This window comes from Microbacterium hibisci, assembly GCF_015278255.1.
GTDB classification, from domain to species: Bacteria; Actinomycetota; Actinomycetes; order Actinomycetales; family Microbacteriaceae; genus Microbacterium; species Microbacterium hibisci.
Map to the genome: position 1 here is coordinate 412,937 of NZ_JADIJC010000001.1, position 20,020 is coordinate 432,956.

The window sequence follows — 20,020 nt, forward strand, 5'->3', positions numbered from 1 at the left end:
CCCTCCCCTCCGCCGGACCTCACAATCCTACGCCCGCGCCCCGTACGCTCACGCCGGGGTGCCGGCGAGCTCGCGCGCCGCCAGCACGCGCGCGTCGCGCGTCTTGATCGACGGCTCCCGCTCGCGCAGGAGCGAGTAGAGCGGCGCAGCGACGAAGATCGTCGAGTATGCGGCCACGATCGTTCCCACGAAGATCGAGAGCGATAGGTCGGTCAGCGTCTGCGCGCCGACCCAGATGAGGCCGATGAACAGGATCGCGCCGGTGGGCAGGATCGCCACGACGGTGGTGTTGATCGAGCGCACGAGCGTCTGGTTCACCGCGAGGTTCACTGACTCGCCGAACGTGCGGCCGGATACCTCGCCGTCCTCGCTGGTGTTCTCCCTGATCTTGTCGAACACGACAGTCGTGTCGTAGAGCGCATACGAGAGGATCGTGAGGAAGCCGATGACGGCGGCCGGCGAGATCTCGAACCCGAACAGGGCGTAGATGCCGATCGTGATGATGAGCACGTCCACCAGGCCGATGATCGCCGAGAGCGACATCTTCCAGGTGCGGAAGTACAGCGCCAGGATGATGGCCGTCAGCGCGAGGAAGATCGCCAGGCCCCACAGCGACTGGCGGGTGACGTCGGCACCCCAGCTGGGGCCGATGAAGGCGTAGCTGACTTCGCTCTCGGGCACGTCGTAGGCCTCGGCGAGGGCCGCGGAGACCTCGCGGCTCTCGGCATCCGTCATCTGATCGGTCTGGACGCGGACGGCGTCCTCGCCGATCGTGACCACCTTGGTGGTGGCCTCCGGCACGACGGACAGCACCGCGTCCGTCGCGAGCGACTGGTCGACCGGTGCGGCGACGCCGTTCACCGTGAACTGCGAGCCGCCCGTGAACTCGATGGAGAACTGGATCGGGCGCAGGAGCGGCACCAGCGCCGAGCCGATCACGAGGATCGCCGCGATGAGGAACCACAGGTTGCGACGGCCGACGAACGGGAAGGACGTCTTGCCGGTGTAGAGGTCGTTGCCGAACTGGCTCATGGAGCGCATCAGTCGTCTCCCTCCTTGGCGGTTGTGCCGGGTTTGTCGGCGGCCGCCAGTTCGGCCTGCTTGCGTTCGGCGATCGTCTGGCGCCGCGCGGCCTCGCCGCGGGCCTTGGCGCTGCGGCGGCTGGCTGCGCCCGAGGCGAGCACCGGGTCGCGGAACTGCGCGCGGCCGCGGTAGACGGCGCCGAGCGCGGTCGGATCGAGACCGGACAGCGGATGCCCCGACCCGAAGAACCGCGTACGCGCCAGCAGCTGCAGCACCGGGTGCGTGAACAGCACGAAGATGAGGACGTCGATCGCCGTCGTGAGACCGAGCGTGAAGGCGAAGCCCTTCACCGTCGAGTCGGCGAGGATGTACAGCACCACCGCCGCGAGGATGTTGATCGACTTCGAGATGTAGATCGTGCGCTTCGCGCGGCCCCAGCCGTCCTCGACGGCAGCGGTGATCGACTTGCCGTCGCGCAGCTCGTCGCGGATGCGCTCGAAGTACACGATGAACGAGTCGGCCGTGAAGCCGATCGTCACGATGAGGCCGGCGACGCCCGCGAGGGACAGGCGGAAGCCCATGCGCCACGCCAGGATGCACAGCGTGATGTAAGTCAGCACCGCCATCACGGCGAGCGACGCGATGATGATGAAGCCGAGCGCGCGGTACACGATGAGCGAGTAGATCGCGACGAGCGCGAGACCGATGAGGCCGGCGATCAGGCCGATCTGCAGCTGCTGCGAGCCGAGCGTGGCCGAGATGGAGTTGGAGCTCTCGACCGTGAAGCTCAGCGGCAGGGCGCCGTACTTCAGCTGGTCGGCGAGCACCTTGGCGGTCTCCTGGGTGAAGCTGCCCGTGATGCTCGGCTTGCCGTCCATGATGACGCCGTTCATCGACGGCGCCGAGAGCACGTAGCCGTCGAGCACGAACGCGAACTGGTTGAGCGGCGGGTTCGCGCCGTACAGGCGCTGGCTGATCTCGCCGAAGGTGGTGGTGCCCTCGGCGTCGAACGAGAGGTTCACCGCCCACAGGCCGTTGTTCTGCTGGATGCCGAAGGTCGCGTCATCGATCGACGAGCCGTCGAGCTCCACGGGGCCGAGGATGTACTTGACGGTGCCTTCGGCGTCGCACGTGATGAGCGGTTCGTCGGCCGGGGCGTTCGCCGGGTCGTTGCTCGGGTCGGCGCAGTCGTACGCGAGGAACTCGGCCTGCAGCGCCGGGGTGATCCACGCCGTGTCGCTGCCGTCGGTCGGCGCGGTCGTCGGCGTCGCCTGCAGCGACGGGTCGGGCGTCGGGTACGGGGTGGCGTTGCCGTCCTCGCCGACGAACTCGGTCGCCGGGTCGCCCGCGTAGAGCACCGCGCGCAGCTGGAGCTGCGCCGACGCCTCGATGCGGTTGCGCGTCTCCTCGTCGGCCTGGCCGGGGATCTGCACGACGATCTGGTTGCCGCCCTGCGTGGTGACATCGGCCTCGCCGACGCCCGAGGCGTCGACGCGCTGACGGATGATCGTCACAGCCTGCTGCATCTGCTCCGCCGACGGGTCGGCGCCGTCCTCGGTCTGCGCCTCGAGGACGATCTGCGTACCGCCCTGGAGGTCGAGGGCGAGTGCCGGGGTCCACGAGCTCTGTCCGAAGACGTAGACGCCCAGGGCGTTGATGCCGAACAGCAGCGCGGTGATCGCGAGGAGTCCGGTCAGCGCGCGCCATGCATGCCGGACGGGAGTGGATGTCGCCACGTTTGTGCTTTCTCGAGACGCCCGAGCGGGCGGAGGGAAAGGGCCTCAGCCCTGCGACTTGGTGCCGGACTCGGTGTCGGGGTCGCTCTTGTCCTTGGCGGCGCTCTGGTCGTCGCTGATCGAGGTGATGTCGCCGTTGGCGACGCCCTCGGCGTACTCGGCGTGGCTCTCCTCGGCGGCGAGGTACTCGTCCTCGGTGACCGCGCCCGCGCCCGGCGTCACGACCCGCAGGATCGCCTGGCTGTGGACCTTGATCTCGACGCCCGGCGCGAGCTCGACGATGGCGGGCTGGTCCAGGTTCTCGGGGTCGTACGCGACGATCGTGCCGTAGAGGCCGCCCTGCAGCAGCACCTCGGAGCCGGGGACCGTCTGACGGGCCTTCTCCTCCTGCTCGAGCTTCTGCTTCTGCATGCGGCGACGGGAGCTCCAGAACATGAAGACGAGGAGCACGACCAGCAGGATGATGAGGCCGTAGTTGCTCAGGAAGGTAGCGAGGTCCATGGGAGCCGGAAGCGCCTTTCGGGTCAGGCGAGCGCCGGGGCGGCGCTGCCTTGCAGGAGGAGGGTGGGCGAAAGCCTCCAGCGATTATAGGTCATCGAATCCCAGCACCGAGTCGACCAGCGGCACCCCCAGGTGGCCGTACGCCTCGGGCATCGCGATGCGGCCACGCGGAGTGCGCCCCATGAAGCCGATGCGGACGAGGTAGGGCTCGACGACCGACTCGATCGTGTCGGGCTCCTCGCCGACCGCGACCGCGAGGGTGCTGAGGCCCACCGGTCCGCCGCGGAATCGGCGCACGAGGGCGTCGAGCACGGCACGGTCGAGCCGGTCGAGGCCGATGCGGTCGACGTCGTACAGGTCGAGGGCCGCGTCGACCGCGGCGATGTCGGCGCCCGTCCGGCCATGGACCACGAGGTAGTCGCGCACGCGCCGCAGCAGGCGGTTGGCGATGCGCGGCGTGCCGCGCGAACGCCGGGCGATCTCGGCGCGTGCGGCTGGCGGAAGGGTCACCCCGAGCATGACGGCGGATCGCTCGATCACGCGCTCGAGCTCTTCCGGCTCGTAGAACTCCAGGTGCGCCGTGAAGCCGAAGCGGTCGCGCAGCGGGTTGGGCAGCAGCCCCGACCGCGTGGTCGCGCCGACCAGCGTGAACGGCGCCAGATCCAGCGGGATGCTGGTCGCGCCGGCGCCCTTGCCGACCATGATGTCGATGCGGAAGTCCTCCATCGCGAGGTACAGCATCTCTTCCGCGGAGCGCGCCATGCGGTGCACCTCGTCGATGAACAGCACCTCGCCGGGCGTGAGGCTGGACAGGAGTGCCGCGAGATCGCCCGCGTGCTGGATCGCCGGGCCGCTCGACAGCCGCAGCGGGCGGCCGCTCTCGTGCGCCACGATCATGGCGAGCGTCGTCTTGCCGAGCCCGGGAGGGCCGGAGAGCAGGATGTGGTCGGCGGGGCGCTGCTGGATCCGCGCCGCGTCGAGCAGCAGCTGCATCTGGCCGCGCACCTTCTGCTGGCCGACGAACTCCGCCAGCGACGTCGGTCGCAGGGCGCCCTCGATCGCGAGCTCGCTCTCGTCGACCGGCTCGCCGGCCTCGCGGACGTCAGCCACCGACGGTCTCCTTGCGTGCGGGGCCCAGTGCCGCGAGCGTGCGGCGCAGCAGCGCGGGCACCGAGGCGCGCTCCGCCTCCGACGCCTCGCCGGCCACCGTGTCGACCGCCTCGGCCGCCAGGCGCTCGGACCAGCCGAGGCTCACCAGGGCCTGCACGACCTGTGCGGGGACGCCCGCGGCGGCCGCGGCATCCGATCCGGTCGCACCCGCCGGACGGGTCGCAGCGATCTTGCCGGCGAGCTGGACCACGATCAGCTTGGCCGTCTTGGGACCGATCCCCGACACCCGTCGGAACGGGGCGTCGTCGTCGGCGGCCACCGCATCTGCGATCTGCGGCACCGTGAGCGTCGCCAGTACGCCGAGCGCGGACTTGGGCCCCACACCGGTGACGCCCAGAAGCAGTCCGAAGACCACGAGCTCTTCCCTCGACTCGAAGCCGAACAGCGACAGCGCGTCCTCTCGCACGATGAGCGAGGTGTGCAGCGTGAGCGCATCGCCCACGTGCGTGGTGCGTGCCACCTGCGGTGTCACGGCGACGTGGAGGCCGACGCCTCCCACCTCGACCACGACCGCATCCGCATCGACGTGCACGGCGGTGCCGCGGACTGAGGAGATCATGCCTCGAGCCTACGGGGCGGTTCGGACGTTTGTTCGAGCGACACGCGCCGGTCGAGGGGCAGCGCCGAGCGAGTCGCTCCGCCTCAGCGCCGCGCGAGTCGCTCGGCGTCCGCCCACGCGCGCTGCGCGGGGGTGAGCGAGCCCGACGACTTCGCTGCGGTCGGTGCGCCGCGCCACGCGTGACACAGCGCCAGCGCGAGCGCGTCCGCGGCGTCGGCGGGCTTGGGCAGCTCGTCCAGGCGCAGCACCCGCGCGACCATGGTCTGCACCTGCCGCTTGTCGGCGTTGCCGTATCCGGTGATCGCGGCCTTCACCTCGGACGGCGTGTGCGTGGCCGCGGAGAGCCCGCGCTCTCCGGCCACGAGCAGCGCGATGCCGCTCGCCTGCGCGGTGCCCATGACGGTCTGGCGATTGTGCTGGGCGAACACGCGCTCGACCGCGACGACGTCGGGACGGTGCGCGTCGAGCACGGCGCGCAGCCCCGCCGCGATCACCGCCAGGCGCTCTTCGATCGGAGCGCCGGGATCCGAGCGCACGACGCCCAGGTGCACGAGGCTCGCCGAGCGATCGGGCGCGACGTCGACGACGCCGACGCCGCAGCGCGTGAGCCCGGGGTCCACGCCGAGTACGCGAAGACGACCGCGAGAGGTTCCGGTGGGCACTCCCCCACGCTAGGCGAGGACGACGGACGCCGCGGCCAGGCGCGCCTGGCCGCGGCATCCGTCGTCGAATCAGTCCTCGTCGTCCTCGAGCTCGGCCTGCACCTCGGCGGTGAGGTCGAAGTTGCTGTAGACGTTCTGGACGTCGTCGCTGTCCTCGAGGGCGTCGATCAGGCGGAACACCTTGCGAGCGGTGTCGGCGTCCACCTCGACCTTGAGGTTGGGCACGAACTCCACGTCGGCGGACTCGTAGTCGATCCCGGCATCCTGCAGTGCGGAGCGGACCGTCACGAGGTCGGAGGCCTCGGTGATGACCTCGAAGCCCTGCGCGTGCGGCTCGACCTCTTCGGCGCCGGCCTCGAGCACCGCCAGCATGACATCGTCCTCGCTGGTGCCTTCGCCGCCGACGACGATCACGCCCTTGCGGGTGAAGTTGTACGCGACGCTGCCCGGGTCGGCCAGCGTGCCGCCGTTGCGCGTGAGCGCGGTGCGCACCTCGGCCGCCGCGCGGTTCTTGTTGTCGGTCAGACACTCGATCATGAGCGCGACGCCGTTGGGGCCGTACCCCTCGTACATGATCGACGAGTACTCGACGGACTCGCCGCCGATGCCCGCGCCGCGCTTGATCGCGCGGTCGATGTTGTCCTTCGGGACCGAGGTCTTCTTCGCCTTGAGCACGGCGTCGAAGAGGGTCGGGTTGCCCTGCAGGTCGGGTCCGCCGAGCTTGGCGGCCACTTCGATGTTCTTGATGAGCTTGGCCCACGACTTCGCACGGCGCGCGTCGATGACGGCCTTCTTGTGCTTGGTCGTCGCCCACTTGGAATGCCCGGACATGGTCCTCCTGAATTCACGCTCGTCGGGTGCGGGCGCTCGAACGCCTCACCCCGACGGACTAGTTTATCCCTGCCCTAGAGGGCGAACTCGAAGCCGAAGCGCGACGACAGCAGTGCCACGAGGTCACGCGGCACCTTCGTCAGATACGCAGGCGCGGGCGCCAGTGTCTCGGCGGACCCGATGAAGGGGAAGTACACGGGCCCCTCGGTCAGCTGCTCCACGCGGTCGCGCACCGCGACGATCTCGCCGCCGACGCGCCGCAGGTTCGGGAGCGTGATCGGCGAGGCGAGGCGCAGGGTGTCGCTGATCGGCATTCGCCAGTGCGGCAGGTCGTCGCCGCGGCGGTCTCGCTGCTCCTCGCCCAGGGGGCCGAGCACGCGGCCCCACGCGGCGATGCCGGGCACGGGCAGCGTGCGGTCCCATACGAACAGCGTGTCGCCGGGTTCGGTGAATCCGACCAGCTCGTGCGACCACTCGAAGCGGCGCTCCTCCGCGGCCTTGGGCGCCGACAGGGCGTCGCCGACGACGCCGCGAGAAGGCGCGATCATCCAGTAGCGCTCCTCGGGATGCTCGCGCCACCAGTCGTTGATCGTCATGAGTCAGAATCTACCCCGCCGCGCCCGTCGACCCGGGTCAGCGGCTCCGCTCGCGCACCATGTCGAGGAACAGGGCGTGGAAGCGGTGCTCGCCGCTGACCTCGGGGTGGAACGCGGTGCCCAGCAGAGCGCCCTGGCGCACAGCCACGATCCGGCCGTCGTCCAGTGTCGCGAGCCGCTCGACGCCGTCGCCGGCCTCCTCGACGAGCGGCGCGCGGATGAAGACGGCGTGGACCGGCGGGTCGTCGAGCACGGGCACGTCGAGATCGACCTCGAACGAGTCGACCTGACTGCCGAAGGCGTTGCGGCGCACCCTGACATCGAGCCCGCCGAACGTCCGCTGCCCTTCGATGCCGTCGGTGATGCGGTCCGCGAGGAGGATGAGGCCGGCGCACGTGCCGTAGACCGGCAGGCCGCCGGCGATCGCGTCGCGGACGGGCTCGCGCATGCCGAAGGCGCGCGACAGCTTGTCGATCACGCTCGACTCGCCGCCCGGCAGCACCAGCCCGTCCACGGCCGCGAGCTCCGCGGGCCGGCGCACCGTCGTCACGTCCGCCCCGAGGTCCGTGAGCACGCGCGCGTGCTCACGGACGTCGCCCTGCAGCGCGAGGACTCCGACCCTGGGCCGCGTCGTGGTCACCAGCCGCGCTCGGCCAGCCGGTGCGGGGCGGCGAGATCGGCGACGTTGATCCCGACCATCGCCTCGCCGAGGCCCCGCGAGACCTCCGCGATCACCTTCGGGTCGTCGTAGAAGGTGGTCGCCTTCACGATGGCGGCCGCGCGCTCGGCGGGGTTGCCCGACTTGAAGATGCCCGAGCCGACGAAGACGCCGTCTGCGCCGAGCTGCATCATCATGGCCGCGTCGGCGGGCGTCGCCACGCCACCCGCCACGAACAGCACCACGGGGAGCTTGCCGGTCTCGGCGATCTCTGCGACCAGGTCGTACGGCGCCTGCAGCTCCTTGGCGGCGACGTACAGCTCGTCCTTGGTCATCGAGCGGAGCACGTTGATCTCGCTGGAGATCTTGCGGATGTGCTTCGTCGCCTCCGACACGTCGCCCGTGCCTGCCTCGCCCTTGGAGCGGATCATCGCCGCGCCCTCGTTGATGCGGCGCAGCGCCTCGCCGAGGTTGGTCGCGCCGCACACGAACGGAACGGTGAACTTCCACTTGTCGATGTGGTTGACGTAGTCGGCCGGCGAGAGCACCTCGGACTCGTCGATGTAGTCGACGCCGAGCTCCTGCAGCACCTGCGCCTCGACGAAGTGCCCGATGCGCGCCTTGGCCATGACGGGGATGGAGACCGACGCGACGATGTCGTCGATGAGGTCGGGGTCGCTCATGCGCGCGACGCCGCCCTGCGCACGGATGTCGGCGGGCACGCGCTCGAGGGCCATGACGGCGACGGCGCCGGCGTCTTCGGCGATCTTGGCCTGGTCGGCGGTGACGACGTCCATGATGACGCCGCCCTTGAGCATCTCGGCGAGTCCGCGCTTGACGCGGTCGGTTCCCGTGTCGGCAGCAGTGGTCACGAGCTTTCCCTTCGATCGGCGCGCGCGGCGCAACGAGTGAGGACAATGCGGGTATTGGCCTAGGCCAAAAGATAGCATGTGCTGGGACCTACACTCGGGCGAGGGCGGGAAGCGACGGAGGGGCGGGCATGGATCTCGACATCAGCGGGCGATCCGCGGCGGAGATCGCGGAGAGCCTTCGCGGTCTCATCGAGCGCGGCGACCTGCATCCCGGCGACGCGATCCCGCCGGTGCGCGCTCTGGCAGACCAGCTCGGCGTGAATCGCAACACCGTCGTCGCCGCCTATCGCCAGCTCACACAGGCGGGCGTCGTCGTCACGCGCGGACGAGGCGGCACGCGCGTCGCCGACCTCTCCCCCGTCGCGCAGGAAGGCTTCGCCGCCGGCAGCGTGCTGCGCGACGTCGGCACGGGCAACCCCGACGCGGAGCTGATCCCCGACCCGTCCTTCGCGCTGGCCGGAATGGCGGGGCGTCCCGTGCTCTACGGCGAGCCCGTGATCGATCCCGGGCTGGAGGCCTGGGCACGCGGGTGGATGCGCGAAGATCTCGCGCCCGAGGTCGACATGCGCCTGACGATCACCAGCGGCGCGGCCGACGCTGTGGAGCGGCTGCTGGCGCAGGCGCTCACCCGCGACGACGCGGTCGCCCTGGAAGACCCGTGCTTCCTGACGAGCATCCACACCGTGCGGATCGGCGGCTATCGGCCCGTTCCCGTCCCCGTCGACGACGAGGGGATGACGGTCGAGGGTCTCCGTGCCGCGCTGGACTCGGGCGTGCGCGCCGTCGTGCACACCCCCCGCGCCCAGAACCCGACGGGCGCCAGCCTGTCGGCGCGGCGGGCCGAAGACCTCCGTGCCGTGCTCCGCGCGCACCCCTACGTCCTCGTCATCGAGGACGACCACTTCTCTCTCCTGTCGCAGCAGCCGTTCCACTCGCTGATCAGCGCCGCGCACCGCCGCTGGGCACTCGTGCGGTCGGTCTCGAAGTTCCTCGGCCCCGACATGTGCCTGGCAGTGACGGCATCCGACCCCGAGACGGCGGAGCGGCTCGCGATGCGCCTCACGCCCGGCACGACCTGGGTGAGCCACCTGCTGCAGCGGCTCACCCACACGCTGGTGACGGATGCCGCGACCATGGCCGCGATCGAGCGCGCGGGTGTCCGCTACGCGCAGCGCAACGCGGCGTTCGTAGACCTGCTCACGGCGGCGGGGGTGCCTGCCGATGCCGGCGACGGTCTCAACCTGTGGATACCGCTGCCGGTGCCCGCCCGTGCGGTGTCGGAGCAGCTGATGCGGCGCGGGTGGCTGCCGCGCGCCGGCGACGAGTTCGTGCTCGGCGACGACGGGCCGTCGCACCGTCTGCGGCTCACGGTGCACGATCTCGACGCCGACGACGCCGCCCGGCTCGCCGACGACGTCGCCGCGGCCGTGCGCGCCGCCGGTGGACGGCTCGCCAGGCGGGAAGTGGCATGATCGAGCGGTGAAGATCCTCTCGATCCAGTCCGCGGTCGCCTACGGTCACGTCGGCAACTCCGCCGCCGTCTTCCCGCTCCAGCGCATCGGCGTCGAGGTCATGCCGGTGTACACGGTGAACTTCTCGAATCACACCGGCTACGGCGCATGGCGCGGCCCCCTCATCAGCCCCGACGACGTCCGCGACGTCATCACCGGCATCGAGGAGCGCGGTGTCTTCCCGCGGGTCGACGTGGTGCTCTCGGGCTATCAGGGCGGCGAGGGGATCGCCGATGTGATCCTCGAGGCCGTCGCGAAGGTCAAGCAGGCCAACCCCTCGGCGATCTACGCGTGCGACCCGGTCATGGGCAACGCGAAGTCCGGCTGCTTCGTGGCGCCGGCGATCCCGGTGCTGCTGCGCGACCGTGTCGTGCCCGCCGCCGACATCATCACCCCGAACCAGTTCGAGCTCGGGTTCCTCACCGAGACCGACCCGTCCGACCTCGAGTCGACGCTCGCCTCGGCCGATCTCGCCCGCGAGATGGGTCCGCGCACGGTGCTGGTCACGAGCGTGGAGCGGCCCGACCGCCCCGCGGGCACCATCGAGATGCTCGCGGTGACCGACGCCGGGGCGTGGATCGTGCAGACCCCCCACATCCCGATGAAGGCCAACGGCTCGGGCGACGTCACGGCGGCGCTGTTCACCGCGCACTTCCGCCGCACCGGCGACGCCGCCGACGCGCTGGCGCGCACCACCTCGAGCGTCTACGACCTGCTCGAGCGCACCCACGCATCGGGCGAGCGCGAGCTGCAGCTCGTCGAGTCGCAGGACGCCTACGCGAATCCCCGCCTGCAGTTCGAGGTCACCCGGGTCAGGTGAGAGCCGGAACCGAACGGATGCCGCGGGCCGCGGCATCCGTCATCCTCCGCGGCGTCAGGCGTTCCAGGCGTCGAAGATCACGCGCCGCACGTCGCCGAGAAGCTGCGGCAGCGCCTTGGTCTTGGCGATGATCGGGAAGAAGTTCGCGTCGGAACCCCACCTCGGCACGATGTGCTGATGGAGGTGCTCGTCGACACCGGCCCCCGCGACGTGACCCTGGTTCATGCCGATGTTGAAGCCGTCGCAGCGGGAGACCTCACGGAGCACCCGCATGCCCTGCTGGGTGAGCAGGCCGATCTCGGCGACCTCGTCGTCGGTCGCCTGGTCGTACGTCGCGATGTGGCGGTACGGGCAGATCAGCAGGTGGCCCGAGTTGTACGGGAAGAGGTTCAGCAGCGCGTACGCGGTGCGCCCGCGGAAGACGATGAGACCGTCCTCGTCGGACTTGCGCGGGGCCTCGCAGAACGGGCACTCCTTGCGCAGCACCTCGGGGCCCGCCTGGATGTAGGCCATCCGGTGGGGGGTCCACAGGCGCTGGAACTCGTCGGGCACGCCGGGGAGCGTCGCAGCGTCGACGAGCGCCGGGTCGACGGCATCCGTCTCCGGAGTGCCCGACCCGGCGTCGTCGACGTGACTCACGCGAAGTCCTCGGCGGTGTTCACCAGTGCGTGCGACGCGATCGCCTCGCGGACGCGGCGGACCGCGTCGGCGATCGGGACGCCGTTCTCCTGGGTGCCGTCGCGGAAGCGGAAAGACACCGTGCCGGCCGACTGGTCCTGCGCGCCGGCGATGAGCTGCAGCGGCACCTTCTGGGTGGTGTGCGTGCGGATCTTCTTCTGCATGCGATCGTCGGAGTGGTCGAGCTCGGCGCGCACGCCCTCGGCCTTCAACCGGTCGATGACCTCGCCCAGGTAGTCCGCGAAGTCCTCGGCGACGGGGATGCCCACCACCTGCACCGGCGACAGCCACACCGGGAACGCTCCGGCGTAGTGCTCGAGCAGGATCGCGAAGAAGCGCTCGATCGAGCCGAACAGCGCGCGGTGGATCATGATCGGCCGCTTCTTCTGGCCGTCGCGATCGGTGTACTCCAGCTCGAAGCGCTCCGGCAGATTCGGGTCGACCTGGACGGTCGACAACTGCCAGGTGCGACCGATCGCGTCACGGGTCTTGAGGTCGATCTTCGGGCCGTAGAACGCGGCCTCGCCGGGGACCTCGGTGAGCTTCAGGCCGCTCGCGACGGCGACGTTGCGGAGCGCGTTCGTGGAGTAGTCCCAGAACTCGTCCGAGCCGATCCACTTGTCCTTCTCGTCGTCGCGCATCGACAGCTCGAGCTCGAAGTCGTCGAGGCCGAAGTCGCGCAGCATCGAGATGACGAAATCGAGGACGCGGCTGGTCTCCGTTTCGAGCTGCTCGGGGGTGACGAAGAGGTGCGAGTCGTCCTGGGTGAAGCCGCGCACGCGGGTCAGGCCGTGCAGCGCTCCCGACAGCTCGTTGCGATAGACCGTGCCGTTCTCCGCCAGGCGCATCGGAAGGTCGCGGTAGCTGCGCGCACGCTCCTTGTAGATGAGGATGTGCATCGGGCAGTTCATCGGCTTCAGGTAGTAGTCCTGGCCGTGCTTGGTGATCTCGCCGTGCTCGTCGCGCTCCTCGTCCATCACGATGGGCGGGAACATGCCCTCCTTGTACGTGACGAGATGGTTCGAGGTGAGGAACAGGTCCTCCTTCGAGATGTGCGGCGTGTACACGTAGGTGTAGCCGCCCTCGATGTGGCGGCGACGCGCGTGCTGCTCCATCTCGCCGCGGACGACGCCGCCGCGCGGGTGCCACACCGACAGGCCGGAGCCGATCTCGTCGGGGAACGAGAACAGGTCGAGGTCCTTGCCCAGCTTGCGGTGGTCGCGCTTGGCGGCCTCTTCGAGTCGGGTCTGGTACGCGCGCAGCTCGTCCTTGCTGGGCCACGCAGTGCCGTAGATGCGCTGAAGCTGCGGGTTCTTCTCGCTGCCGCGCCAGTACGCGCCGGCGATGCGCTGCAGCGCCCAGCCGTTGCCGATCATGCGGGTGTTCGGCAGGTGCGGACCGCGGCAGAGGTCCTTCCACACGGTCTGTCCGTCGCGGTCGACGTTGTCGTAGATCGTGAGCTCGCCCGCGCCCACCTCGACCGAGGCGCCCTCGGTCTTCTCCGCTCCCCCGCCTTTGAGGCCGATGAGCTCGAGCTTGAAGGGCTCGTCGACCAGCTCGACGCGCGCCTCTTCGTCGCTGACGACGCGGCGGACGAAGCGCTGGCCCTCGCGGATGATGCGCGCCATCTCCTTGTCGATGGCCTTGAGGTCCTCGGGGGTGAACGGGTGCTCCACGCCGAAGTCGTAGTAGAAGCCGTCGGTGATCGGCGGACCGATGCCGAGGTTCGCCTGCGGGTTGATGCGCTGCACCGCCTGTGCCAGCACGTGGGCGGTCGAGTGGCGCAGGATCGACAGGCCGTCGGGGCTGTCGATGGTGACGGGCTCGACGGCATCCGTCTGCTCCACCACCGTCGCGAGGTCTTTGAGCTCGCCGTTCACGCGAAGCGCGACCACGGAGCGGTCGGGGAACAGGGCGAAGCCGTCGGCGGGATAGGACACAGCGTCAGTCACGGAAACTCTCCTGGGAATGGCTCGGATCAAGGCTACTCAGCTTCGGGCGCACGACGCGCCCCGCCCGCTCAGGCACCGAGCGTTCGCGTGCCGGTCGTGAGTGCCGCCGCAGCGGTCGACCAGACGAGTTCCACCCTCCGAGTCTAGCCGCGGACGCTCTCACGGCTCGACGCCTGGTCGGCGGGCAGATGCTTGAGCGCCTCCCGCCGGGACAGCGGGCTCAGCGGGCGGCGTGCGACGTACTCGCGCACCCACTCGGGCGCGACCCGGGCGTACTCGCGCAGAGCCCAGCCGATGGCCTTGCGGATGAAGAACTCGCGATCGATGAGATTGGGCTCGATGGCGTCGACCAGCACCGCACGATCGAGACGGATGCCGCGGCCCAGCTGCGACAGGATCGCGATGCGCCGGATCCACAGATCGTGGGCGCGGGCCCACGCATGGACGAGGGCGACCGTGCCTTCCGGGTGGGCGTCGTGCAGCTCGGCGAGGCGATGCGCGAGCTCATCGGTGTAATCCCACCATTGGCCGGTCCGCACCATGTGCTCGATCACGGGGACGAGCGCCGGGTCGCCGCGCAGGGGGCGGAGAGAGAGCAGCGCCATCGCCGCGTACCGCTCCTCGCGATGGGCGGCGGCATCCCACAGCTCGAGGGCGGTGTCGCGCAGGGCCGCGGCATCCGTCATCCCCTTCGCGGCGTTCTTCGCGACGCGGCGTGCGTCGGGAACACGGACGCCGAGGAACGGCATGGACGACTTCATGTACGCCTGCTGGCCGGCCGCCCGCGAAGGGTCGGCGGCCGCGCGCAGGTGCGCTCGGATATCGCCCGCGAGCGCTGTGCTCATGCCCGACACGCTAGCGGTCCGCCGGGGAAAGCACAGGCCCGACGTAGGGTCGAGGAGATGAGACGCGTGCACGTCGATTCGTCGGCGATCGATTCGGTCGGGTACGACCCCGGCACCGCCGTGCTCGAGATCGCGTTCACATCGGGCGAGGTGTACCGCTACTACGCGGTGCCGCCCTCGATCCATCGAGGACTGCTCGCCGCGGAGAGCGCGGGACGATTCTTCGCCGAGCGCATCCGGCACGTCTATCCCGACGAGCACCTCCGCAGCTGAGCCGGGAACGACGAAACCCCCGGCGAGCCGGGGGTTTCAGGTGGTGGGCGATACTGGGATCGAACCAGTGACCTCTTCCGTGTCAGGGAAGCGCGCTACCGCTGCGCCAATCGCCCGAGTCGAACTCCGGTCGGGACCGGGAGTGGAGGTGGCGACGGGATTCGAACCCGTGTAAACGGCTTTGCAGGCCGGTGCCTAGCCGCTCGGCCACGCCACCGCGTGTGGTTTGACCCCACGTGCCGTGATCCCCGGAAGGGATCCCTGCACTCGAGCGGATGACGAGACTCGAACTCGCGACCCTCACCTTGGCAAGGTGATGCGCTACCAACTGCGCTACATCCGCATTTCGTTTCCGGGATTCGCATCCCGGGCACTTGAAAGACTTTATCCCACTAATCCGCGAGTGCAAAACCGGGCGCACCCCGCGCGTGTCACGCCGATGTGGTTCGAGCCACCCTCCGGCATCCGCTAGTATCGATACTCGTCCCCCTCGGGGGTGCGGGCGATTGGCGCAGTTGGTAGCGCGCTTCCTTCACACGGAAGAGGTCATCAGTTCGAGTCTGGTATCGCCCACCGCGACGAAGACCCGGCCACCTCGGTGGCCGGGTCTTTCTTCGTCCTCACGCCGAAGGAGCGTCAGCTGCCGACCGCCCAGCCGTAGCGGCGGTGCAGGGCATCGGCGACGCGCACGAACCGGTCCAGGTCGAGCGCCGCCGCCTCGCGGCGCATGCCGTCGCGGTGCACGCTGTACAGCTGTTCGACGTCGACCCATGACGGGCGGCCCTGCGCATCCCAGTCGCCCGTGCCGAGGCCCAGGAAATCGCGATCGCCGTCATGCGACCTGCTCGTGAGCCGGACGGCGTACACCCGCTCGTCGCTCTGCCGGCCGATCACCAGCACGGGGCGGTCTTTGCCGCGGCCGTCGTTCTCGGCGTACGGGACCCACGTCCAGATGATCTCGCCGGCGTCGGGGTCGCCGTCGTGATCGGGCGCGTACGTGATGCGCAGCGCATCCTTCCTGGGCGGGCTCACCTCGACGGTGGCCGCGCGGCCGCCACGACCCTCGAGCGGTGCGCTGAGCACGTCTGTGGACGGAGAGGGACCTGACGCACCTCGCGGCCGGAAGAAGCCCTTCAGGATGCCGCGCAGGCCCTTTTGCTGAGTCACAGACGTCATCCTAGGAGCGTCGGGCGGCGGGCTCGGACACGGCGAAGGGGCGCCGCGGTGGGGGGAACCGCGACGCCCCTTCGGGCCGAGCCGGATGCGTCAGGCGCGCGCGCCCTCGAGCACGTAGCCCTCCTCGCCGTGCACGACCGTGTCGATGCCGGCGACCTCGTCCTCGTTCTTGACGCGGAAGCCGATGGTCTTCTCGATCACGAAGCCGATGCCGTAGGCCAGCACGAACGAGTAGACCAGCACCGCGACCGCGGCGATCGCCTGCACGAGGAGCTGCGTGAGGTTGCCGCTGTAGATGAGGCCCGTCGAGTTCGCGAAGAAGCCGAGGTAGAGCGTTCCGATGAGACCGCCGACGAGGTGGATGCCCACCACGTCCAGCGAGTCGTCGAAGCCCCACTTGTACTTGAGCTCGATCGCCAGGGCGCAGACCGCACCGGCGACGAGGCCGAGGACGATCGCCCAGATCGGCGTGAGCGACGCGCAGGCCGGGGTGATGGCGACGAGACCCGCGACGGCACCCGAGGCGGCGCCGACCGACGTGGGCTTGCCGTCCTTGATCTTCTCGACGACGAGCCACGCGAGCAGTGCGGCGGCGGGCGCGGCGATGGTGTTCACGAACGCAAGCGCAGCGGTGCCGTCAGCGGCGAGCTCCGAGCCGGCGTTGAAGCCGAACCAGCCGAACCACAGCAGGCCCGCGCCGAGCAGCACGAAGGGCGGGTTGTGCGGGACGTGGACGCCCTTCTGGAAGCCGAGGCGCTTGCCGAGGACCAGGGCGAGGGCGAGCGCTGCGGCACCGGCGTTGATGTGGACGGCCGTGCCGCCGGCGAAGTCGATCGCCCCGACGCCGAACCACTCCTGCATGCCGTAGGTGATCCAGCCGCCGTACGCGAAGCTGCCGTCCTCGGCGAGGCCGAAGTTGAACACCCAGCTGGCGACCGGGAAGTAGACGATCGTCGCCCAGATCGCGGCGAAGATCATCCACGCGCCGAACTTGGCGCGGTCGGCGATGGCGCCGGAGACCAGCGCGACGGTGAGGATGGCGAAGGTGGCCTGGAAGGCGACGAAGGCCAGCGGCGGGTACGCGGCCCCCTCAGGAACCTCGAGCAGGCTGGTGAGGCCGATGGCCGACCAGTCGATCGACCAGGGTGCGACGAGTCCGTCGGCGCTGGGGAAGGCGATCGCGTAGCCGTAGATCACCCACAGCACGCCGATGAGCCCCAGTGCTCCGAAACTCAGCATCATCATGCTGATGACGCTCTTGGCCTTGACCAGGCCGCCGTAGAAGAACGCGAGACCGGGCGTCATCAACAAGACGAGCGCGGCCGCGATGAGCATGAATGCGGTGTTGCCTTGATCCATCTCGGTGGAGAACCTCTCTGCGGGTGACGCAGGTGTAGCGTCGGGTCCCCTCAGTGTGACGACGCCCCGTTTCGGCAGCGGGACGAGCCGTGTTTCTCCTTCGTTACGCGAGGCGTGCGTACGTAAACATCGTGTTTCGGCGCGCCGAACGCGCCCTGCGAATCCGGCGCGAGTCGCCCGGTCAGGCGAGTGTCGACGCGACGAGACGCGAGATCGCGCGCAGGTACTTCTTGCGGTAGCCGCCGGCGAGCATCTCCTCGGGGAAGACCAGGTCGAGCGACGTGCCGGTCGCGCGGATCGGGAGCTGCGCGTCGTAGACGCGGTCGATGAACGCGACGAATCGCAGCGCCGCCGACTGATCGGTGAACGGCGCGACGTCGCGCAGGCCGACGAGCGACAGGTCCTCGATGAGGCGGATGTACCGCGACGGGTGCACCTGCGCCAGGTGGGCGATGAGCGCGTCGAACGTGTCGTCCGACGCGAGGCCCACGGCCGCGGCATCCGCAATGGCCGCTTCGTACTGCGGGGATTCGAGCACGGCGGCGTGACCGTCGACGGCGCGATGCCGGTAGTCGGTGCCGTCGATGCGGACGGTCTGGAAGCTCGCCGCCATCGCATGGATCTCGCGGAGGAAGTCCTGTGCGGCGAACCGTCCCTCGCCCAGCGCGTTGGGAGGGGTGTTGGATGTCGCTGCCAGCCGCGTGCCCGTGGCGACGAGCTCGCCCAGCAGCCGGGTCATGACCATCGTGTCGCCTGGGTCGTCGAGCTCGAACTCGTCGATGCAGAGCAGGTCGGCGCCGCGGAACAGCTCGACGGTGTTCTGATAGCCGAGCGCACCGACCAGCGCGGTGTACTCGATGAACGACCCGAAGTACTTCCTGCGCGCCGACATCGCGTGGTAGACGGCCGCGAGCAGGTGGGTCTTGCCGACGCCGAAGCCGCCGTCGAGATAGACGCCGGGCTTGAGCTCCGGTCGCTTGGCACGGCGGAACAGTCCGCCCTTGACCGGCGCAGCGGTGCCCGAGAAGGCCTGCAGCAGATCCTTCGCCGCCTGCTGCGACGGGTACGCCGGGTCGGCGCGGTACGTGTCGAAGGTCGCGTCGGCGAACTGCGGCGGCGGCACGAGCGCTGCGACCATGTCGGCGCCGGCGAGCTGCGGCGAGCGCTCCGCGAGGTGGACGATGCCGGTGCGGGTGGCGGAGACGGTCATGCGGATCCTGTGTCGGAGTGGGGCCCGCCGGCGGCGGAGTGACGGGGCGGGCTGTGACGGAGTCTTACTCGAGAGGTGTGCTCGCCCGCCCGGGAATCTAGGGTCGGAGGCGACGGTTCAACCCTAACCGTCGCCCGCGTGCGGCCGGTCCGCGTGACAGCGGCTGACAGCGCGCGCCTCGCACCCGAATCCAGGAGATGCCATGCCCATCGAGAACGACACCTCGTCCGAGAAGTTCGCCGAGTACGCCGAGCCCGGACGGCTCGTCACCGGCGACTGGCTCGAGGCGCGCCTGGGCGAGCCGGGCCTCGTCGTGGTGGAGTCCGACGAGGATGTGCTGCTCTACGAGACGGGACACATCCCCGGGGCGGTCAAGGTCGACTGGCACACCGAGCTCAATGATCCGGTCGTGCGCGACTACGTCGACGGCGAGGGATTCGCCGCACTGCTCAGCCGAAAGGGCATCTCGCGGGACGACACCGTGGTCATCTACGGCGACAAGAACAACTGGTGGGCCGCCTACGCCCTCTGGGTGTTCTCGCTCTTCGGTCACGACGATGTGCGTCTCCTCGACGGCGGGCGCGACAAGTGGATCGCGGAGGGGCGGCCGATCACGACGGATGCCTCGGCCCCGGCGCCGACCGAGTACCCGGTGGTGGAGCGCGACGACACCGCGCTGCGCGCCTACAAGGACGACGTGCTGGCCCACCTCGGCCGCGGACCGCTCATCGACGTCCGCTCCCCCGAGGAGTACGACGGCACCCGCACCTCGGCGCCCGCCTACCCCGAGGAGGGGGCGCTCCGCGCCGGCCACATCCCGTCTGCGCAGAGCGTGCCGTGGGCGCGCGCCGTGGCCGCCGACGGCGGGTTCAAGACGCGCGCCGAGCTCGACGCCATCTACCGCGAGGAGGTCGGCCTCGCCGACGGCGATGCGATCGTCGCGTACTGCCGCATCGGGGAGCGGTCGAGTCACACCTGGTTCGTCCTGAAGCACCTCCTCGGGTTCGAGGACGTGCGCAACTACGACGGCTCGTGGACCGAATGGGGCAGCGCCGTCCGTGTGCCGATCGTCTCGGGCGCCGAGCCCGGCGAGGCGCCCGCGCGCTGAGCCGCGGCATCCGTTCGCGTGGGAAAATGGCGGGGATGACCGACGCCCTCCTCCCCCACCGTCTCGCCGAGATCCGCGACGAGTTCCTCGAGCTGCCCGAGCCCGACCGTCTGCAGCTCCTGCTGGAGTACTCGTACGAGCTGCCGCCCATCCCGGCGGAGTACGAGGGCCACCCGGAGCTCTGCGAGCGCGTCGTCGAGTGCCAGTCCCCGGTGTACATCGTGGTCGACGTGGACGCGGACGGCATCGTCGCGATGCACGCCACGGCGCCCCCCGAGGCGCCCACCACCCGCGGGTTCGCCAGCATCCTCGCGCAGGGGCTCACCGGCCTGACGGCGGGCGAGGTCCTCGCGGTGCCGGGCGACTACCCCCAGACCCTGGGGCTCACCCGGGTGGTCTCGCCGCTGCGGATCTCGGGCATGACCGGCATGCTGCTGCGCGCACAGCGCCAGGTGCGCGCGAAGTCGGCCTGACGCGGCT

Annotated in this window: 21 protein-coding genes and 4 tRNA genes; 6 read left to right on the forward strand and 19 right to left on the reverse strand. The window is 70.0% G+C overall.

Going from position 1 to position 20,020, the window contains the following annotated elements:
* Positions 1-48: 48 nt before the first annotated feature.
* The 10 genes from secF to pdxS all read right to left on the reverse strand — a co-directional run bounded on the left by secF (position 49) and on the right by pdxS (position 8,608).
* Entirely contained in the window at positions 49-1,041 is a 993-nt protein-coding gene (gene secF, locus IM770_RS01985) for a protein translocase subunit SecF (protein ID WP_203579450.1), read from the reverse strand.
* Positions 1,041-2,759, reverse strand: coding sequence for a protein translocase subunit SecD (gene secD / locus IM770_RS01990; RefSeq protein WP_203579451.1), 1,719 nt, complete (start codon positions 2,757-2,759; stop codon positions 1,041-1,043). The genes secF and secD overlap by 1 nt, the downstream gene beginning before the upstream one ends.
* 45 nt (positions 2,760-2,804) lie before the next feature.
* A complete protein-coding gene (locus IM770_RS01995) occupies positions 2,805-3,260 on the reverse strand; it encodes a preprotein translocase subunit YajC (RefSeq protein WP_203579452.1) in 456 nt (151 codons plus the stop codon).
* Between the two features lie 84 nt (positions 3,261-3,344).
* On the reverse strand, positions 3,345-4,370 hold the full coding sequence (ruvB, locus tag IM770_RS02000) for a Holliday junction branch migration DNA helicase RuvB (protein WP_203579453.1): 1,026 nt from the start codon (positions 4,368-4,370) through the stop codon (positions 3,345-3,347).
* Positions 4,363-4,989 carry a Holliday junction branch migration protein RuvA gene (gene ruvA, locus IM770_RS02005; protein ID WP_203579454.1) on the reverse strand — a complete coding sequence of 209 codons (627 nt, stop codon included), beginning with the start codon at positions 4,987-4,989 and terminating at the stop codon, positions 4,363-4,365. Before ruvA ends, ruvB begins: the two co-directional genes overlap by 8 nt.
* A gap of 83 nt (positions 4,990-5,072) precedes the next feature.
* Positions 5,073-5,651, reverse strand: a complete 579-nt coding sequence (ruvC, locus tag IM770_RS02010; protein ID WP_203579455.1) for a crossover junction endodeoxyribonuclease RuvC — start codon at positions 5,649-5,651, stop codon at positions 5,073-5,075.
* 69 nt (positions 5,652-5,720) lie between these two features.
* Entirely contained in the window at positions 5,721-6,482 is a 762-nt protein-coding gene (locus tag IM770_RS02015; RefSeq protein WP_203579456.1) for a YebC/PmpR family DNA-binding transcriptional regulator, read from the reverse strand.
* 74 nt (positions 6,483-6,556) lie between these two features.
* Positions 6,557-7,078 carry a hypothetical protein gene (locus IM770_RS02020; protein ID WP_203579457.1) on the reverse strand — a complete coding sequence of 174 codons (522 nt, stop codon included), beginning with the start codon at positions 7,076-7,078 and terminating at the stop codon, positions 6,557-6,559.
* Between the two features lie 37 nt (positions 7,079-7,115).
* A complete protein-coding gene (gene pdxT, locus IM770_RS02025; RefSeq protein WP_203579863.1) occupies positions 7,116-7,721 on the reverse strand; it encodes a pyridoxal 5'-phosphate synthase glutaminase subunit PdxT in 606 nt (201 codons plus the stop codon).
* Positions 7,715-8,608 carry a pyridoxal 5'-phosphate synthase lyase subunit PdxS gene (pdxS, locus tag IM770_RS02030; RefSeq protein WP_203579458.1) on the reverse strand — a complete coding sequence of 298 codons (894 nt, stop codon included), beginning with the start codon at positions 8,606-8,608 and terminating at the stop codon, positions 7,715-7,717. The genes pdxT and pdxS overlap by 7 nt, the downstream gene beginning before the upstream one ends.
* Positions 8,609-8,736: 128 nt before the next feature.
* On the opposite strand from pdxS, the gene IM770_RS02035 reads away from it, so the two are divergent.
* Together IM770_RS02035 and pdxY are read left to right on the forward strand one after the other, a co-directional pair.
* The gene (locus tag IM770_RS02035) at positions 8,737-10,080 is read left to right on the forward strand and encodes an aminotransferase class I/II-fold pyridoxal phosphate-dependent enzyme (protein WP_203579459.1); all 1,344 of its coding nucleotides are present in this window, start codon (positions 8,737-8,739) and stop codon (positions 10,078-10,080) included.
* A 7-nt stretch (positions 10,081-10,087) separates the two neighbouring features.
* A complete protein-coding gene (gene pdxY / locus IM770_RS02040) occupies positions 10,088-10,939 on the forward strand; it encodes a pyridoxal kinase PdxY (RefSeq protein ID WP_203579460.1) in 852 nt (283 codons plus the stop codon).
* A 54-nt stretch (positions 10,940-10,993) separates the two neighbouring features.
* Here pdxY and IM770_RS02045 read toward each other — a convergent pair whose 3' ends face one another.
* From IM770_RS02045 to IM770_RS02055, 3 genes are all read right to left on the reverse strand, one after another.
* The gene (locus tag IM770_RS02045; RefSeq protein WP_203579461.1) at positions 10,994-11,578 is read right to left on the reverse strand and encodes an HIT family protein; all 585 of its coding nucleotides are present in this window, start codon (positions 11,576-11,578) and stop codon (positions 10,994-10,996) included.
* Positions 11,575-13,569 carry a threonine--tRNA ligase gene (thrS, locus tag IM770_RS02050; protein WP_307785342.1) on the reverse strand — a complete coding sequence of 665 codons (1,995 nt, stop codon included), beginning with the start codon at positions 13,567-13,569 and terminating at the stop codon, positions 11,575-11,577. The genes IM770_RS02045 and thrS overlap by 4 nt, the downstream gene beginning before the upstream one ends.
* A 143-nt stretch (positions 13,570-13,712) precedes the next feature.
* Positions 13,713-14,414: a DNA alkylation repair protein gene (locus IM770_RS02055; protein WP_203579462.1), complete on the reverse strand. Its 702-nt coding sequence runs from the start codon at positions 14,412-14,414 to the stop codon at positions 13,713-13,715.
* Positions 14,415-14,471: 57 nt separating this feature from the next.
* Between IM770_RS02055 and IM770_RS02060 the strand changes: the two genes are divergently transcribed.
* Positions 14,472-14,687 (forward strand): KTSC domain-containing protein, encoded by a 216-nt coding sequence (locus tag IM770_RS02060; protein ID WP_203579463.1) that lies wholly within the window; start codon positions 14,472-14,474, stop codon positions 14,685-14,687.
* Positions 14,688-14,728: 41 nt separating this feature from the next.
* On the opposite strand, the gene IM770_RS02065 is transcribed toward IM770_RS02060, so the two are convergent.
* From IM770_RS02065 to IM770_RS02075, 3 genes are all read right to left on the reverse strand, one after another.
* A tRNA-Val gene (locus IM770_RS02065) sits at positions 14,729-14,803 on the reverse strand.
* Positions 14,804-14,830: 27 nt separating this feature from the next.
* Positions 14,831-14,904, reverse strand: a tRNA-Cys gene (locus tag IM770_RS02070).
* A gap of 53 nt (positions 14,905-14,957) precedes the next feature.
* Positions 14,958-15,030, reverse strand: a tRNA-Gly gene (locus IM770_RS02075).
* 157 nt (positions 15,031-15,187) lie between these two features.
* Here IM770_RS02075 and IM770_RS02080 point away from each other — a divergent pair.
* Positions 15,188-15,260: transfer RNA gene (locus IM770_RS02080), tRNA-Val, on the forward strand.
* Positions 15,261-15,323: 63 nt separating this feature from the next.
* Here the strand turns inward: IM770_RS02080 and IM770_RS02085 are convergent.
* The 3 genes from IM770_RS02085 to zapE form a co-directional block, all read right to left on the reverse strand.
* Positions 15,324-15,863: a type II toxin-antitoxin system PemK/MazF family toxin gene (locus tag IM770_RS02085; RefSeq protein WP_203579464.1), complete on the reverse strand. Its 540-nt coding sequence runs from the start codon at positions 15,861-15,863 to the stop codon at positions 15,324-15,326.
* A gap of 90 nt (positions 15,864-15,953) precedes the next feature.
* Positions 15,954-17,222: an ammonium transporter gene (locus IM770_RS02090; RefSeq protein ID WP_203579465.1), complete on the reverse strand. Its 1,269-nt coding sequence runs from the start codon at positions 17,220-17,222 to the stop codon at positions 15,954-15,956.
* A 181-nt stretch (positions 17,223-17,403) separates the two neighbouring features.
* The gene (gene zapE / locus IM770_RS02095; protein WP_203579466.1) at positions 17,404-18,432 is read right to left on the reverse strand and encodes a cell division protein ZapE; all 1,029 of its coding nucleotides are present in this window, start codon (positions 18,430-18,432) and stop codon (positions 17,404-17,406) included.
* A gap of 202 nt (positions 18,433-18,634) precedes the next feature.
* On the opposite strand from zapE, the gene IM770_RS02100 reads away from it, so the two are divergent.
* On the forward strand, positions 18,635-19,540 hold the full coding sequence (locus IM770_RS02100) for a sulfurtransferase (RefSeq protein ID WP_203579467.1): 906 nt from the start codon (positions 18,635-18,637) through the stop codon (positions 19,538-19,540).
* Positions 19,541-19,575: 35 nt separating this feature from the next.
* Complete coding sequence (locus tag IM770_RS02105) at positions 19,576-20,013, forward strand: SufE family protein (protein WP_203579468.1); 438 nt, start codon at positions 19,576-19,578, stop codon at positions 20,011-20,013.
* Positions 20,014-20,020 lie beyond the last annotated feature (7 nt).

Coding starts and splice junctions, on each gene's coding strand:
- IM770_RS02015 (WP_203579456.1), bottom strand. CDS start 6,482: ATGTCCGGGCATTCCAAGTGGGCGACGACCAAGCACAAGAAGGCCGTC.
- zapE (WP_203579466.1), bottom strand. CDS start 18,432: ATGACCGTCTCCGCCACCCGCACCGGCATCGTCCACCTCGCGGAGCGC.
- IM770_RS02055 (WP_203579462.1), bottom strand. CDS start 14,414: ATGAGCACAGCGCTCGCGGGCGATATCCGAGCGCACCTGCGCGCGGCC.
- IM770_RS02085 (WP_203579464.1), bottom strand. CDS start 15,863: ATGACGTCTGTGACTCAGCAAAAGGGCCTGCGCGGCATCCTGAAGGGC.
- IM770_RS02090 (WP_203579465.1), bottom strand. CDS start 17,222: ATGGATCAAGGCAACACCGCATTCATGCTCATCGCGGCCGCGCTCGTC.
- IM770_RS02020 (WP_203579457.1), bottom strand. CDS start 7,078: ATGACGATCAACGACTGGTGGCGCGAGCATCCCGAGGAGCGCTACTGG.
- IM770_RS02105 (WP_203579468.1), top strand. CDS start 19,576: ATGACCGACGCCCTCCTCCCCCACCGTCTCGCCGAGATCCGCGACGAG.
- ruvA (WP_203579454.1), bottom strand. CDS start 4,989: ATGATCTCCTCAGTCCGCGGCACCGCCGTGCACGTCGATGCGGATGCG.
- IM770_RS02035 (WP_203579459.1), top strand. CDS start 8,737: ATGGATCTCGACATCAGCGGGCGATCCGCGGCGGAGATCGCGGAGAGC.
- IM770_RS01995 (WP_203579452.1), bottom strand. CDS start 3,260: ATGGACCTCGCTACCTTCCTGAGCAACTACGGCCTCATCATCCTGCTG.
- IM770_RS02100 (WP_203579467.1), top strand. CDS start 18,635: ATGCCCATCGAGAACGACACCTCGTCCGAGAAGTTCGCCGAGTACGCC.
- IM770_RS02060 (WP_203579463.1), top strand. CDS start 14,472: ATGAGACGCGTGCACGTCGATTCGTCGGCGATCGATTCGGTCGGGTAC.
- secF (WP_203579450.1), bottom strand. CDS start 1,041: ATGCGCTCCATGAGCCAGTTCGGCAACGACCTCTACACCGGCAAGACG.